General features: G+C 73.6%; 14 protein-coding genes. 6 read left to right on the top strand and 8 right to left on the bottom strand.

The window, feature by feature from the left end; all coding sequences use genetic code 11:
* Nucleotides 1-30: 30 nt before the first annotated feature.
* Nucleotides 31-504: a hypothetical protein gene (locus tag PHZ_RS18880; protein WP_148216917.1), complete on the top strand. Its 474-nt coding sequence runs from the start codon at nt 31-33 to the stop codon at nt 502-504.
* Between the two features lie 57 nt (nt 505-561).
* Entirely contained in the window at nt 562-1,311 is a 750-nt protein-coding gene (locus PHZ_RS18875; RefSeq protein WP_012523958.1) for a creatininase family protein, read from the top strand.
* Nucleotides 1,312-1,323: 12 nt separating this feature from the next.
* On the opposite strand, the gene PHZ_RS21940 is transcribed toward PHZ_RS18875, so the two are convergent.
* The 5 genes from PHZ_RS21940 to tsaD all read right to left on the bottom strand — a co-directional run bounded on the left by PHZ_RS21940 (nt 1,324) and on the right by tsaD (nt 5,242).
* Nucleotides 1,324-2,403, bottom strand: coding sequence for a cell wall hydrolase (locus PHZ_RS21940; protein ID WP_049758347.1), 1,080 nt, complete (start codon nt 2,401-2,403; stop codon nt 1,324-1,326).
* Between the two features lie 106 nt (nt 2,404-2,509).
* A complete protein-coding gene (locus PHZ_RS18865) occupies nt 2,510-2,872 on the bottom strand; it encodes a Rieske (2Fe-2S) protein (protein WP_012523956.1) in 363 nt (120 codons plus the stop codon).
* The gene (locus PHZ_RS18860; RefSeq protein WP_012523955.1) at nt 2,859-3,143 is read right to left on the bottom strand and encodes a YciI family protein; all 285 of its coding nucleotides are present in this window, start codon (nt 3,141-3,143) and stop codon (nt 2,859-2,861) included. The genes PHZ_RS18865 and PHZ_RS18860 overlap by 14 nt, the downstream gene beginning before the upstream one ends.
* Before the next feature lie 3 nt (nt 3,144-3,146).
* On the bottom strand, nt 3,147-4,139 hold the full coding sequence (locus tag PHZ_RS18855) for an NAD(P)H-dependent glycerol-3-phosphate dehydrogenase (protein WP_012523954.1): 993 nt from the start codon (nt 4,137-4,139) through the stop codon (nt 3,147-3,149).
* Complete coding sequence (gene tsaD / locus PHZ_RS18850) at nt 4,136-5,242, bottom strand: tRNA (adenosine(37)-N6)-threonylcarbamoyltransferase complex transferase subunit TsaD (RefSeq protein WP_012523953.1); 1,107 nt, start codon at nt 5,240-5,242, stop codon at nt 4,136-4,138. The genes PHZ_RS18855 and tsaD overlap by 4 nt, the downstream gene beginning before the upstream one ends.
* A gap of 71 nt (nt 5,243-5,313) precedes the next feature.
* On the opposite strand from tsaD, the gene hemC reads away from it, so the two are divergent.
* Nucleotides 5,314-6,276 (top strand): hydroxymethylbilane synthase, encoded by a 963-nt coding sequence (gene hemC, locus PHZ_RS18845; protein WP_012523952.1) that lies wholly within the window; start codon nt 5,314-5,316, stop codon nt 6,274-6,276.
* On the opposite strand, the gene PHZ_RS23275 is transcribed toward hemC, so the two are convergent.
* Nucleotides 6,273-6,413: a hypothetical protein gene (locus PHZ_RS23275; RefSeq protein ID WP_183280419.1), complete on the bottom strand. Its 141-nt coding sequence runs from the start codon at nt 6,411-6,413 to the stop codon at nt 6,273-6,275. The genes hemC and PHZ_RS23275 overlap by 4 nt on opposite strands.
* 188 nt (nt 6,414-6,601) lie before the next feature.
* On the opposite strand from PHZ_RS23275, the gene PHZ_RS18840 reads away from it, so the two are divergent.
* Genes PHZ_RS18840 through PHZ_RS18830 form a run of 3 tightly spaced genes read left to right on the top strand, consistent with a single transcriptional unit; the run spans nt 6,602 to nt 9,635 of the window.
* Complete coding sequence (locus tag PHZ_RS18840; protein ID WP_012523951.1) at nt 6,602-7,306, top strand: uroporphyrinogen-III synthase; 705 nt, start codon at nt 6,602-6,604, stop codon at nt 7,304-7,306.
* Nucleotides 7,303-8,124 (top strand): COG4223 family protein, encoded by an 822-nt coding sequence (locus PHZ_RS18835; RefSeq protein ID WP_012523950.1) that lies wholly within the window; start codon nt 7,303-7,305, stop codon nt 8,122-8,124. The genes PHZ_RS18840 and PHZ_RS18835 overlap by 4 nt, the downstream gene beginning before the upstream one ends.
* The gene (locus tag PHZ_RS18830) at nt 8,121-9,635 is read left to right on the top strand and encodes a heme biosynthesis HemY N-terminal domain-containing protein (protein ID WP_012523949.1); all 1,515 of its coding nucleotides are present in this window, start codon (nt 8,121-8,123) and stop codon (nt 9,633-9,635) included. Before PHZ_RS18835 ends, PHZ_RS18830 begins: the two co-directional genes overlap by 4 nt.
* 105 nt (nt 9,636-9,740) lie before the next feature.
* Here PHZ_RS18830 and PHZ_RS18825 read toward each other — a convergent pair whose 3' ends face one another.
* Nucleotides 9,741-11,699, bottom strand: coding sequence for a methyl-accepting chemotaxis protein (locus PHZ_RS18825; RefSeq protein ID WP_012523948.1), 1,959 nt, complete (start codon nt 11,697-11,699; stop codon nt 9,741-9,743).
* 56 nt (nt 11,700-11,755) lie between these two features.
* Nucleotides 11,756-13,765, bottom strand: coding sequence for a TonB-dependent receptor plug domain-containing protein (locus PHZ_RS18820; RefSeq protein WP_012523947.1), 2,010 nt, complete (start codon nt 13,763-13,765; stop codon nt 11,756-11,758).
* Nucleotides 13,766-13,775: the final 10 nt, after the last annotated feature.

Genomic DNA, 13,775 nt, shown 5'->3' with positions numbered 1-13,775 from the left:
GGGACTCAGGCGCCCCGGCATTTTCCGCCGATGCTTCGGACGGGTGTGGTCGTGGCGCTGGGGGCGCTGGCGTTGGGTCTTGGCGGCTGCGAGGGCCGGGCCAGGGCGGACGCGGCGCAGAGCGCCGCTCGGCTGCTCGCCGCGGCCGAGGCCGGCGACCGGGTGGCCTTCGAGGCAGAGATCGACCGCCCCGCCGTGCGTGAGGACGTCCGCCGCCAGATCGTCGAGCTCGCCCGCGCCGAGGGGCTGGAGGTGGACGGCGGCCCGTCGGACTTCGCCCTGGATCGGATGATCGGCCCGGCCGCCATCCGGGTGGTGCGCGCCGATGACGGCGAGCCGCTGGCGGCGCAGATGAAGATCACCGGTCGGGACCGGGCCTGCCTGCCGGACGAAAACGCCAAGGGGCGCTGCCTGCTCTCCTTCCGCAAGCGGGAGGATGGCTGGCGCCTGGTCGGCATGCAGGCGATGGACCTGACGGTCGAAGTCGCCGCGGTGGGCGACTAAGTAGGAAGACCAAGTACGACCTGGGGCGCGGCCGGCGCCCGATGACTGGAGCGCCCCATGCTGCTGCACCTTTCCACCTGGGCCGAGATCGAGGGCTTCCTCCAGCGGTCGGAGACGGTGGTCATCCCCATCGGCTCGAACGAGCAGCACGGCCCCACCGGCCTGCTCGGCACCGACTGGCTGTGCCCCGAGATCATCGCCCACGAGGCCGAGAAGCAGGGCGATATCCTGGTGGCGCCGACCTTCAACATCGGCATGGCCCAGCACCACCTCGACTTCCCCGGCACCATCGCCCTGCGGCCGTCGACCTTCATGCTGGCGATCGGCGACTGGTGCCGCAGCCTGGGGCATGCGGGGTTTGAGAAGCTCTATTTCCTAAACGGCCACGGCGGGAACGTGGCCACCATCGAGGCGGCGTTCTCCGAGCTGTACGCCGAGGCGAGCTACGCCGGCCGCAAGCGCGGCTTCGCCTGCAAGCTGAAGAACTGGTGGGACCTGAAGGGCGTGACGGCGCTCGCCAACAGCCAGTTCCCTACCGGCCACGGCAGCCACGCGACTCCCTCCGAGATCGCGGTGACCCAGTGGGCTTATCCGCAGGCCATCAAGTCGGCGAACTACGCGCCGCAGATCGCCCCCACCGGGCCGATCCGCGAGGCGACCGACTTCCGCGCCCGCTACGCCGACGGGCGGATGGGGTCGGACCCGGGGCAGGCGACTCCGGAGAAGGGCGGCGAACTCGTGCGCACCGCGGCGGCGGCCCTGCTGGAGGACGTCGCCGCCTTCGGCGCGGAAGCCGCGCCGGCCTGAGCCTGGAGCTGATCAGTAGGGCGAGAGGCCGGGGCCCGGGCTCGGCCAGGCGCTCGGGACGGCGATGCGGACGGGCTCGCGCGGCTTCGGCCGTCCGGCCCAGTCCAGCGTCTCGGGCCTGACCAGGGCGTCGGCGTCCGCGGCCACCACCTCGGCGGCGACCACCAGCGGCTGGTCTGCGTCCGGGGCGACCTCGGGCGCCAGCACGGCGGCCTCGACGGCCGGCGCCTGGACCGGCGGAGCGGCCGGGACCATCGCGGCGGTGAGCTGCAGGCGGGCCTCGTCCCCCGCGGCGAGGCCGTCCAGCTTCGCCATCTCCAGCGCCCGCTCGCCGCCTTCGTAGCGGCCGCCGAAGGCCGGGGGCAGGCCCCAGCCGCCGGTCCAGCGATAGAAGACGTGCGCGCCCACGCTGGCGACCTTCACGAGGTTCGGGCTCCAGTACGGCGCCACGTAGTCGGCGTGGTAGTGGGTGGCGTTGCCGACCTTCCGCATGACGTAGCCGTTCAGCGCGGCCGTCGCGACCCGCCGGGCGCGGGACCAGGCGGCCTCGTTCGGCGTCCGCGCGAGGGCGCCGTCGCAGGTGAAGGTGAACTGGCAACCGGTCCGCCGCTCGGATCCCTGGAAGACCACGCCGCAAACCGTCTTGGGGAAGGCGGGGTGGCGCACGCGGTTCAGGACCACCTGGGCGACGGCGCGCTGGCCTTCCGGGCTCTCCCAGGCCGCTTCATAGTAGACGGCCGCCGTCAGGCAATCGATCGCCCGGGCCTCGTCGAGCACGCTCTCGGCCTTGAGCCGGAAGGGCTTCGCCGCCGGGTTGGGCAGGTCGGCGATGGGATTGGCGGCGTTCCATCGGCGGGCCGCCTCCGGCGCCAGGTCCTGGAGGCGGACGACGGGATCGGCTGTGGCCGAGGGGAGGGCGGCTGGGATGGCCGGGGCGGTTTCGGCCGCGATGGGCGCCGTCGGCGCGGGGCCGGGCGCCGGCGCCGCCGCCAGCGTGACGGTTGCGGAGAGGGCGGCGGCGAGCGCGAGCTGGGCGCCCGTCAGGTGCAGGGCGTGATCGCGACGCCAGGTGCTGCGCAGCCAGGGGAGCACTCGCGGGTCCTCGACGGATGGCCGTTCCGAGGCGCGACCCTCTAAGGCCAAGCTGAGGCCGAGGCGAGTCTTTAGTTTAACGGAGGGTTAACGGCCGGGCGCCGGTTCAGGCCGTGAAGACCTCGCCGCCGCGCACCACGACCGGCCAGGGCGACAGCGTCTCGCCGGCGCAGGGCCCCGCCACGCAGGCCCCGTCCAGGGCGAAGAGCGCCCCGTGCCCGGCGCAGAGGATGTGGCGCCCGTCGCGCGTCAGGTAGCGGTCGTCCAGGGCCGAGAGCGGCCAGCCCGCGTGGGGGCAGGAGTCCACGAAGCCGCGCACCGCCTCGCCCTCGCGCAGCACGAAGCCGGCGAACAGGCGCGAGCCCTCGCGGAAGCGGAAGCCCCGGGTCCCGGGGTCTGCGAGGTCGGCCAGGGCGCAGAGCCGCACGCCTGGCGCCGGTCGAGCCGGATTGTCCTCAGAGCTGGCCAATGGACGCTTTGAAGGCCTTGATCGTCACCGAGCCCCAGAGGCCGGCCAGGGTGTAGGGGTCCTGGGCGTTGAACGCCTCTGCCGCGGCGCGGTCCGGAACGTCGAGGATCAGCAGCGAGCCGGCCATCTCGCCGGCGTCGTCCAGGAACGGCCCGGCCAGCTTCACCTGGTTGAGGCGCTCGCGGACGTAGGCGAGGTGCGCCTCGCGCGCCCCCAGGCGCACCTGCAGGGAATCGGGCCTGTCCAGGCAGACCAGGGCGTACAGCGCCATCGGCTACTCCATCTCGTCCTTCAGCGGCCGCGCCAGGAGGCCCTGGATCGCGGTGTCCACATCGATCTCGCCGGCGAGGATGGCGGCCACCGCCTCGCTGATCGGCGCGTCCACTCCGAGCCTGGCCGCGAGTTCGCGCACGGCGGGCGCGGAGGCGACGCCTTCGGCCACCGAAAGCTTCCCCGCCAGCGCCTCCTGCAGCGTCTGGCCGCCGCCCAGCGCCAGGCCCACGCTCATGTTGCGCGATTGCGCGCTGGAGCAGGTGAGCACGAGGTCGCCCAGGCCGCAGAGGCCGCGCAGGGTCTCGGCCCGGGCGCCCAGGGCCACCCCCAGCCGGGTCATCTCGGCGAATCCGCGGGTGATCAGCGAGGCGTGCGCCGAGCGGCCGAGCCCGCGGCCCTCGGAGATGCCGCAGGCGATGGCGAGCACGTTCTTGATCGCCCCGCCCGCCTCGGCCCCCACCATGTCGAAGGCGGCGTAGGGCCGGAAGGTCGGGGTGGCGATCGTCTGGGCCAGGCGCCGGCCCAGCGCCTCGTCCGGGCAGGCCAGGGTCACGGCGGTGGGCAGGCCGCGGGCCACCTCGCCAGCGAAGCTGGGGCCCGAGAGCACGGCGGGGGCGGCGTGCGGCGCCGTCTCGGCCAGCACCTGCGTCATCAGCTTCAGCGAGCGCTGCTCGATGCCCTTGGCGCACAGGACGATCGGCAGGCCGTCCCGGGCGTGGGGGGCGAAGGCCTCCAGCGTCGGCCGCAGGAACTGGGCGGGCGCGACCGCCAGGACGAGGTCGCAGCCAGCGAGGTCCGCGAAGTCGTGGGTGGCGCGCAGGGCGGGCTCCAGCGCCACGCCCGGCAGGAACAGCGGGTTCTCGTGGCTCTCGTTGATCCCGGCGACGACCTCGGGCTCGCGCGCCCACAGCACGGTCTCGAGGCCCGCGCGGACGCAGACCTGGGCCAGCGCGGTGCCCCAGGCCCCGCCGCCGATGACGCCGGCGCGCTTCATGCCTTGGCTCCCTTGCGGCCGGGAAGATGGGTCGGACTGGCGGCGGCCGCCGCCTCGTCCAGCGGCCAGCGCGGGCGGGCGACGGCGTCGAGCCCGTCGGCGAGCCCCAGCGCCAGGCGCTCGGCGCCGGCCAGCGCGATCATCGCGGCGTTGTCGGTGCAGTAGGCGAGCGGCGGGGCGTGGAAGCTGAAGCCCCGCGCCTGCGCGGTCTCGGTGAGCCGCGCCCGGACAGTGCGGTTGGCGGCGACCCCGCCGGCCACCACGAAACGCAGGCCGCGGCCCAGATGGCCCTGCGCGTAGCCCTTCATGGCCCGGTCGGAACGCTCGGCGAGCTGGCCGGCGATGGCGGCCTGCACCGCGGCGGCCAGGTCGCGCCGCTCGGCGTCGGTGTTCAGCCCCTCGGCGATGCGCGCGGCGGCGGTCTTCAGGCCCGAGAACGAGAAGTCGCAGTCCTTCCGGCCCAGCAGCATGCGCGGCAGGACGAACCGCGCCGCGTCGCCGCCTTCGGCCAGCGTCTCCAGCGCCGGGCCGCCGGGATAGGGCAGGCCCAGGGTCTTGGCGATCTTGTCGAAGGCCTCGCCGGCGGCGTCGTCGATGGTCGACCCCAGGCGGCGGCAGGCGCCGACCCCCGCCACCTCGAGCAGCTGGCAGTGGCCGCCGGAGACCAGCAGGAGCAGGAACGGATAGGGGATGTCGGCGCCGAGCCGGGCCGAGACGGCGTGGCCCTCCAGGTGGTTGACGGCGACGAGCGGCAGGCTCCGGGCCAGCGCCACCGCCTTGCCGAACGACAGGCCGACCATCACCCCGCCCACCAGGCCGGGGCCGGCGGTGGCCGCCACGCCGGTCAGGTCGCCGTAGCCGAGGCCGGCCTCGGCGAGAGCGCGCTCGACGATGGCGTCGATGCTCTCCACATGCGCCCGCGCGGCGATCTCGGGCACCACGCCGCCGAACGGCGCGTGCTGGGCCACCTGGCTGCCGACGACCGACGACAGGACCTGCGCGCGGCCATCCTCCAGGCGGACCACGGCGGCGGCGGTCTCGTCGCAGCTGGTCTCCAGGCCAAGGACGGTCTGGCCATGAAGGGTGGTCTGGGTGTCGGTCATCCGGTTGCCGGGGGCGGCCCGCTCCTGTAGCAGGCCCTTCTCAATCCTGGCCCCGAGGTAGACCGCCCACCGTGCCCACGCAACCTGTCGTCCGGATCGGAGCCCGCGGCTCCAAGCTGAGCCTGACCCAGTCGGGCATCGTCCAGCGCCGGATCGCCGCCGCCCTTGGCGTGGACCCCGACAACGCCGCCGAGGTGGAGCGGGTCGCGCCGCTGATCCCGATCACCACCACGGGCGACCGGGTGCAGGACCGCCGGCTGCTGGAGATCGGCGGCAAGGGGCTCTTCACCAAGGAGATCGAGGAAGCCCTGATGGACGGCCGCATCGACTGCGCCGTCCACTCGATGAAGGACATGCCGGCCGAGCTGCCCGAGGGGCTGTGCATCGCGGCCATCCCCGAGCGCGAGGATCCCCGCGACGCCTTCATTTCCCGCGGCCCCGAGCGGCTGGAGGACCTCACCGAAGGGGCCATCCTCGGCACGGCCAGCCTGCGCCGCCAGGCCCAGTGCCTGCACCGCCGCCCCGACCTGGAAGCCAAGCTGCTGCGCGGCAACGTGGAGACGCGCCTCGGCAAGCTCGAGGCGGGCGAGTACGACGCCATCCTGCTGGCCTACTCGGGGCTGCGCCGCCTGGGCCTCGGCCACCTGCCCAAGAGCCTGATCGATCCGAAGGAGGCGCCGCCGGCCCCGGGCCAGGGCGCCCTGGCGGTCGAGACCCGCGCCGCCGACCGCGACCTGCCGTGGGCGCAGGCGCTGCGCTGCCGCCCGACGACCCTGGCCGTCGCCGCCGAGCGCGGCGCGCTGATCGCGCTGGAGGGCTCGTGCCGCACGCCGATCGGCGCCCATGCCTGGTTGGAAGGCGGGACGTGCAAGCTGATCGTCGAGGCCCTGTCGCCGGACGGCAAGCTGCGCTTCCGTCATTCGGGCGAGGCCGAGCTGTCGCAGATGGCGGATCCCGAGGCCTCGGCGCGCGATCTGGGCCTCTCGCTCGGCCTGGCGGTGAAGGAAGAGGCCGGCGACGCCATCGTCCTCTAGCGCCGCCGCCACAGGAGCGGCAGGCCGAACACCAGCGGCAGGAAGACCAGGAACAGCCGTCCGCCCGAGGCCGCCCAGGCCGCGACGCTGATCGCGATCCCGGCCGCCAGGATCAGCAGGCTCGTCCCGATCCGCATGGGCTCTCCCGAAAGGTCCGCAGGGGAAGGTGCGGGAACGCCGCCGGGTTCCCGTCGCCGGCCGTCGCTTTAAGGTCACGCTTGGCGCGGCATCTGTGGCCTTCGCGCGCACCGGGATTGAACCCGGGCCTGCGGCGCTTCAGGGTCGTTTCCAAAAGCTAAAGAGGTTCGGGGCGACAAAGGGAGCAATGGCGGCCCGCCGACAACGCATCTGGATCACCCGCGCCCAGCCCGGCGCCGACGCCACCGCCGAGCGGGTGCGCGCGCTGGGCCACGAGGCCGTGGTCGCCCCTTTGCTGGCGGTCCGCGTCCTGCCGGACGTCGAGGTGGACCTGACCGGGGTCGCCGCCCTCGCCTTCACCTCGGCCAACGGCGTGCGCGCCTTCGCCGACGCCTGCGGCGAGCGGAACCTGAGGGTCTTCGCGGTCGGCGCCGCCACGGCGCAGGCGGCGCGGCAGGCCGGCTTCCGCTCGGTGCTGTCGGCCGACGGCGACGTCGAGGCCCTGGCCGAAGGCATCGGCATCCGTCGGGGCGAGCTGAAGGGCGCGGTGCTGCATCCCGGCGCCGCCGAGCCGGCCGGGGATCTCGCCGGCGCCCTCGAGAAGCACGGCGTCGAGGCCCGCCGCCTCGTCCTCTACGAGACCGCGCCGGTGGCGCTCAGCGACGAGGCCGCCGAGGCCCTGGTGCATTCCGATGCGGCCCTGCTGCACTCGCCGCGGGCGGCGCAGGTGCTGGCCAAGGTGCTGAAGGCCCACCCCGCGCCCGAGCTGCGCGCGCTCGGCCTCTCCAAGGCGGTCATCAAGCCGCTGGCCCGCACGCCGCTCGCCGCCAAGACCTATCCGCCGTTCCCGCTCGAAGCGGCGCTCCTCAACCTGATCGACCGCCGGCCATGACCGCCTCCACCGATCCCGCCCTGCCGAAGAACCCCGCCGAGTACCGCCGTCGGCCGCTGGGCCTGGGCCTCTGGTCGCTGATGGCGCTCTGCGTGCTCTGCGTCCTGGCCGGCGCCGGCGCCGCCGTGCTGGCGCCGCGGCTGTGGGAGGGCGCGCCCGCGCAGGAGCCGCAGCCCGCGGCCGAGATCGCCGCGCCCGAGCCCGCCCCGCCGCCCGAGCCGTCGCCGGAAGCCGCCGAGATCGACCGCCTGAACGCCCGCATCGCCGAGCTGGAGAGCCGCGGCGCCCGATCCAGCGAGGCCGCAGCCGCCGCCCTGGCCGCCGCGGCGCTGGTGGACGCCACCCAGGCCTCGACCCCGTTCGGCGGAGAGCTCGCCGCGCTGCGCGCGGCCGCGCCGGGCCTGCCCGAGCTGGCGGCCCTCGCCCCTGTCGCCGAGATGGGGGCGCCCAGCCGGGCCGCGCTCGCCGCCAGCTTCCCCGACTACGCCGCGCGCGCGGCCAGCGCGGCGCGGGCTCCCGACGCCGGGGACCGGCTGGCCGACCGCATCCTCTATGTCGTGACCCGGATCGTGAGCGTCCGGCGGATCAGCAACGTCTCGGGGTCGGGGCCGGACGCCGCCCTGGCCCGCGCCGAGCGCGCCTTGGCCGAAGGCGACGTGGTGGGCGCGCTGGAGGCGCTGGAGACCCTGCCGCCGGCCGCGCGCGAGGCCATGTCGCCCTGGCTGGCCCAGGCCGAGCGCCGGGCGGTGATCGACCGGCAGGCCGCCAGCCTCCGGGCGCGCGCGATCCGCGACTTCGGCGATGGAGAGGCTGAATGATCCGCGCCGCGATCGTCTTCTTCATGGTGGCCGCCGTGGCGGTGGCCGTCCTCGCCCTGACCGGCGATCCGGGGCGGGCCAGCGTGGTCTGGCTGGGCTGGCGCGCCGACATGACGGCCGCGGCGGCGATCCTCATCGCGCTGCTGGCCAGCCTGCTCGCCGCCGTCGCCTGGCGCACGGTGCTGTGGATCCTGGATGCGCCGCAGCGGGCCGAACGGGCGAGAGCCGAGGCGCGCCGGCGGCAGGCCAGCGACGTGCTCTCCCGGGGTTTCCTGGCCGCGGCGGGCGGCGACGGCTCCGAGGCGCGGCGCCTCGCCCGCAAGGCGGCCGACCTGGCGTCGGACGCGCCGGGCCTGGTCCGCGTGCTCGCCGCCCAGGCCGCCGAGGCCGCCGGGGACCTGGACGAGGCCCGCGCCGCCTACACGGCCATGCTGGGCTTTCCCGAGATGCGGCTGGCCGGCCACAAGGGCCTGATGCAGCTCGCCGCCGCCCAGGGCGCGCGCGAGACGGCGCTGCGCCACGCCCAGGAGGCCTATGGCGAGGCCCGCACCGCCCGCTGGGCCTGGCGGGCCCTGCTGGAGGCCAAGCTGGAGGCCGGCGACTGGCCCCAGGCGCTGGACCTCATGAAGGGCGCGCTGGACCGCAAGATCGTGCCGCCGGTGGTGGCCGAGCGGGCGCGCGCGGCGCTTCTGGCCGCCTCGGCCGCCCAGCTCGAGCATGCGCCCGAACCCAAGGCCCGGGCCCTGGCCATGGACCACGCCGTCGAGGCGGCCAAGCTCGCCCCCGGCTTCGCGCCCGGCGTGGTGATGGCCGCGCGCCTGCTGGCCCAGGCCGGCAAGGTCGGCCGGGCCGCCGCGACGGTCGAGAACGCCTGGCGGGTCGCGCCGCATCCGGCGCTGTGGCTCGCCTACCGCGACCTGCGCACCGACGAGACCCCGCGCGAACGGGCCCAGCGCCTGTCCGAGCTGGCCGCGGTCAATCCCACCCACCGCGAGAGCCTGATCCTGCACGTCGAGCGTGCGCTGATCGCCGGCGAGCCGGCCGCCGCGCACGAGGCCGCCGGCGCGCTGGAGGCCGAGCCGGTCACGGCCCGCATCGCCGGCCTGATGGCCCGGGCGGCCTTCGCCGCCGGAGCCCCCGACGAGGCCAGGGTCTGGCTGGCGCGGGGCATCAGCGCCCCGCACGAGCCGGACTGGTCCGACCTCGACCCCGAGGGCCGCGCCTTCGCCTACCACGCCTCGGACTGGGCCCGCCTCGTCATCACCTACGCCGAGAGCGGCGAGCTGATCCATCCGCGCCACGAGCGGGCCGAGCGCACCCTGCGCGAGCTGCCGGAGCTGCCGCTGGCCTATGACGACGAGCCCATGCTGACCGAGCCGGTCCTCTATCCGGTCGAGGCCGAGGACTACGGCGAACCCGAGCCGCCGGCCCTGCCCGGACCGGGAACGGGAAGCGGCCGCCGGGGCGGCGGACGGCGGCGTCTGGCGACCGGGCCCCGCGCCGCCAAGTAGCGCCGCCGATCCCCGTGACCCGATAAGAAAACGCCCGGCGAGGGACTCGCCGGGCGCTCGCAAGGCCCCCGGACCGGGGGCGCTGCTCTCCTCGGAACTCCTGCCCTAGAACTCCTCCCAGGAGTCCACCCGGGCGGCGGTCGCCGCGCCGGAGGCGTAGGCGACCCTGGCGCGCGGCGCTGGCGCCGGGGCGGCGGCGGAAATCGCCGGCCGGGCCGCTGCGGGCCTCGGCGCTGGGGCCCGCTCGGCCGGCGCCGGCTGCCCGGTGTCGAACTCGCCGATCAGGCGGCGCAGCTCGGCGGCCTCGCTGCGCAGCGCATGGCTGGCGGCGGTGGATTCCTCCACCATGGCGGCGTTCTGCTGGGTGAGCTGGTCCATCTGGTTGACGGCCGTGTTCACCTCGTTGAGGCCGGTGGCCTGCTCCTGGGCCGAGGCGGCGATCTCCGAGACGACGCTGTTGATCTCGGTGACCTTCGAGACGATCCGGTTCAGGGCCTCGCCCGCCTCGCCGACGAGGGTGACGCCCTGCCCCACCTGCTGGGTGGACGCCGAGATCAGGGTCTTGATCTCCTTGGCCGCGTCGGCCGAGCGCTGGGCCAGGGCCCGAACCTCGGAAGCGACGACCGCGAAGCCCTTGCCGGCGTCGCCGGCGCGGGCGGCTTCCACCCCCGCGTTCAGGGCCAGCAGGTTGGTCTGGAAGGCGATCTCGTCGATGACGCCGATGATCTGGCTGATCTCGCCCGAGGACTTCTCGATCTCGTTCATGGCGGCCACGGCGTTTCGGACCACCTCGCCCGAGCGCTCGCCGTCGTCCCTGGCGGCGGCGACCACGTCGCGGGCGTGGCTGGCCCCCTCGGCGGTCTTGCGGACCGTGGCGGTGATCTGGTCGAGCGCCGCGGCGGTCTCTTCCAGGCTGGCCGCCTGCTGCTCGGTGCGCTTGGACAGGTCATCGGACGCATTGGCGATCTGGTCGGCGCCGATGTTGATCTGGCCGGCGTTGGCCGCGATCACCTTCATGGCGTCCTCGAGCTTGGCCACGGCGCCGTTGAAGTCGGTGCGCAGCTGCTCGTACTCGGCGGTGAACGGGGTGGCGAGGCGATGCTTCAGGTCGCCCTGCGAGAGCCGCGCCAGGCCTTCGGCCAGCGCGTGCACGACCGCGACCTGGGCTTCCTGGGTCTTGGCGCGTTCGGCCTCGACCTGCTCGCGCATGGCCGCTTCCCGCGCCCGGCTCTCCTCCTGCTCCTTGCGCATGGCGTCCATGCGCTGGAGGTTTTCCTTGAAGACGCCGAGGCCGCGCACGATCGCGCCGAGTTCGTCGCCGCGCTGCAGCGGCTCGAGGTCGACGTCGTGGTCGCCGCCCGCCAGCGCCTCGGTGCCCTGGGCGATGCCGCGGATGCCGCGCCGCACGCCCATGATGACCGCCGCCGAAAGCCAGGCCACCGCCAGCAGGGTCAGCAGCGAGCCGCCCATGACGATCTTGCCGGTCATCGCCGCCTGGGCGGCGCTTTCCTTCGCCCGCCGGTCCGCGTCGGCCTGCACGACGTTGCGCGCCTGGGCGAGCGTGTCGGTCATCCGCGCATAGTGTTCCTCGAAGGGCTGGACGAACGCCACCGCGGTGGCGAAGTCGACGCCTAGCATCGAGCCGACCACCTCGATCCCGCCGCGGTAGTCGGCAAGGTCCTTGGTCACCTGGTCGAAGCGCGCCTGCTGCGCCTTCGGCAGGTCCTTCTTCAGCGTCTCGATCTCAGCCTTGATGGCGTCCACTTCGCCCATGAGGGCCTGCAGCCGCTCCGGCGCGTCCGACGGGCCGCCGGCGACGGCGCCGGCCTGGCTGGTCATCGCCTGGTAGATCTGCAGGTGGGCCGCGGTGATGCGGTTGGAGATCGCCGCCACACGCAGGCTGGCCGCCATGTCGTGCTTGACGATGCGGTCGAGCGCCTGGGCCTGCTGGTGCTGGCTGTAGAAGGCGCCGCCCGAGACGAGCGCCAGGACGAGCACGGCGACCGCGGGGGCGACCGCCATCTTCACGACGAGGGACAGGCCGCTGAAGCGGGGCATTTTCATGGGTAGTCTCCCAGGAAGGGGAAAGCGGCCCCGCCGCAGGGCGGGGCCGCTCGGGATCACCAGGCCTTGGCGACCGACAGGAACAGCCGGCGCTCGGCCTTCAGGCCGCTCGTCTGCTGCTGACGCTCGCTGAGCAGGTTCTGGCCGCTGACCGCGACCGTGACGCCGCCGTCGAATTCGCGGGCGACTCGGCCGGCGAGGCTCACGAAGGAGTCCACCGGGCGCACCGCGGCGGCGTAGTAGAGATCCTTCGAACCCTCGTAGCGGACGAAGCCGTCGACGGTCCAAGTCTCATTGGTCCAGCCGACATTCAGGTTGGCCCGGTGCTTCGGCGTGCTCAGCTCGTAGGCCGCATAGCGCGTCGCCGCATCGAAGGCCGCCAGGGTGTCGTCCTCGACGTCCGTGTAGGTGTAGTTGGCGTTCCAGTGCATGCCGTTGGCGTACTTGCCGCTGGCCAGCACCTCGACGCCCTTCAGCTTCGAGTCGCCGATGTTGCGGTAGGAGAAGCCCGGCAGCGACGTGGCGGTCGGCATGATGTCGAGCTGCGCCGAGTTCGGCTGGCCTTTGATGTCCTCGCTCTTCTGGACGAAGAACCGGATGCCGGCCCTGCCGCGGATCTGCGGCAGGTCGCGGTCGTAGCCGACGCCGAAGTTGGTCACGACGGTCGGCGCCAGCCCCGGGTTGCCGACGTAGGCGATGTTCACGCCCGGCGCGGCCGGGATGATCAGTTGCAGGGCGCCCAGGTCGACCAGGGTCGGCAGCTGCACGCCGCGGGCGTAGGTGGCCCGGAAGGTGTCGGCGTCGGTGGGGGTGAAGACCGCGCCCACGTTGTAGGTGGTCTCCTTGATCGTGCGGTCCCACAGCGCCGCGTTCTGGTTCGGCAGGCCGGGAGCCAGGTCGCCTTCACGCTCGAGGCTGAGCTTGTCGTGGCGGATCGCGGTGGTCAGCGCGAACTTCTCGGTGACCTGCCAGTTCCACATGCCCGAGGCCGAGAGCACGTCGTACTTGATCTTGGCGGTGTGGCCGGGCGTGGTCGGCGTTTCGTTCCGCCGGTATTCGCCCGCGACGCGGAAGGTGTGGTTCGCGCCGACCTTGAACAGATCCTGGACGTTGAAGACCTGGATCTTGTTCTCCCAGCGGGTGTCGATGCTGGCGATCTCGCTCTTGGCCGTGAGGTTGTTCTGGTAGGCGGTGGCCTGGATCAGACCGGCCTTGGATTCCCAGGTCAGGGCGGCCTTGAGCGACTCGGTCAGGTACTTCGACGGGCCGTAGGAGTAGGTCGAGATGAAGCCGGCCTGGCGGTTGTGGGTCCAGCCGCCTTCCACGCGCAGCTCGACCTTGTCGGCCAGCTGGGTGACGGTGTCGACGTTCAGGGTCGCCCGTTCCGGGTTCGGGATGAGGCGGTCGGCGACGCCGACCGAATTCCGCCACTGGTCCTGACGGCTGTAGCCGCCGGTCACGCGGGCGCTGAACTGCTCGCCCAGCTTCACGGTCTGGCCGACCGAGGCTTCGGCGTAGTCCTCGGTCCCGCCGCGGACGGTGATGAAGTCCGTGTCGTCGAACTTCGGGTTGTAGGTGATGATGTTCACCACGCCGCCGACGGCGTTGAAGCCGAAGAGCGCGGCGTTGGGGCCCTTCACGACCTCGATCTGGCGGATCTCCTCAAGGCGCACCGGCAGGGTGGCCCAGTTGGTGAAGCCGTAGTGGTCGAGGTAGCTCTGGCGGCCGTTGATCAGCACCAGCAGGCGGGCCGACATGGCCTGGTTGTAGCCGCGGACGCCCACGTCGGCGGTGTCGGCGCTCCACGCCAGCACGTCGACGCCGGCCACGCGCGACAGGATCGTCGGCAGGTCGACGGCGCCCGAACGCTCGATGTCCTCGGCGCTGATGATGTCCATGTCCACCGGCACCCGCGTCGAGCGCTGGGGCGAACCCGTGGCGCTGGTGGTGACCGGCTCGTTGAACAGCGCCTGCAGGGAGCCGTAGTCGATGGATTGCGCGCTCGCCGTCTGGGCGGCCGCGAGGGCCAGCCCGGCGACGCCGGCGGCCAGAAGGATCTTGTTCATATTCTTCAAC

It is taken from the genome of Phenylobacterium zucineum HLK1 (assembly GCF_000017265.1).
GTDB lineage: Bacteria > Pseudomonadota > Alphaproteobacteria > Caulobacterales > Caulobacteraceae > Phenylobacterium > Phenylobacterium zucineum.
The sequence above is the reverse complement of the archived record's forward strand: the minus strand, read 5'-3'. Positions and strand labels throughout refer to the sequence as shown.

Bases quoted from the DNA above. Each gene is read 5' to 3' on its own strand.
- PHZ_RS18880 (WP_148216917.1), top strand. From the start codon at position 31: ATGCTTCGGACGGGTGTGGTCGTGGCGCTGGGGGCGCTGGCGTTGGGT.
- PHZ_RS18875 (WP_012523958.1), top strand. From the start codon at position 562: ATGCTGCTGCACCTTTCCACCTGGGCCGAGATCGAGGGCTTCCTCCAG.
- PHZ_RS18860 (WP_012523955.1), bottom strand. From the start codon at position 3,143: ATGGCGCTGTACGCCCTGGTCTGCCTGGACAGGCCCGATTCCCTGCAG.
- PHZ_RS18855 (WP_012523954.1), bottom strand. From the start codon at position 4,139: ATGAAGCGCGCCGGCGTCATCGGCGGCGGGGCCTGGGGCACCGCGCTG.
- tsaD (WP_012523953.1), bottom strand. From the start codon at position 5,242: ATGACCGACACCCAGACCACCCTTCATGGCCAGACCGTCCTTGGCCTG.
- PHZ_RS23275 (WP_183280419.1), bottom strand. From the start codon at position 6,413: ATGCGGATCGGGACGAGCCTGCTGATCCTGGCGGCCGGGATCGCGATC.
- PHZ_RS18840 (WP_012523951.1), top strand. From the start codon at position 6,602: ATGGCGGCCCGCCGACAACGCATCTGGATCACCCGCGCCCAGCCCGGC.
- PHZ_RS18835 (WP_012523950.1), top strand. From the start codon at position 7,303: ATGACCGCCTCCACCGATCCCGCCCTGCCGAAGAACCCCGCCGAGTAC.
- PHZ_RS18830 (WP_012523949.1), top strand. From the start codon at position 8,121: ATGATCCGCGCCGCGATCGTCTTCTTCATGGTGGCCGCCGTGGCGGTG.
- PHZ_RS18825 (WP_012523948.1), bottom strand. From the start codon at position 11,699: ATGAAAATGCCCCGCTTCAGCGGCCTGTCCCTCGTCGTGAAGATGGCG.
- PHZ_RS18820 (WP_012523947.1), bottom strand. From the start codon at position 13,765: ATGAACAAGATCCTTCTGGCCGCCGGCGTCGCCGGGCTGGCCCTCGCG.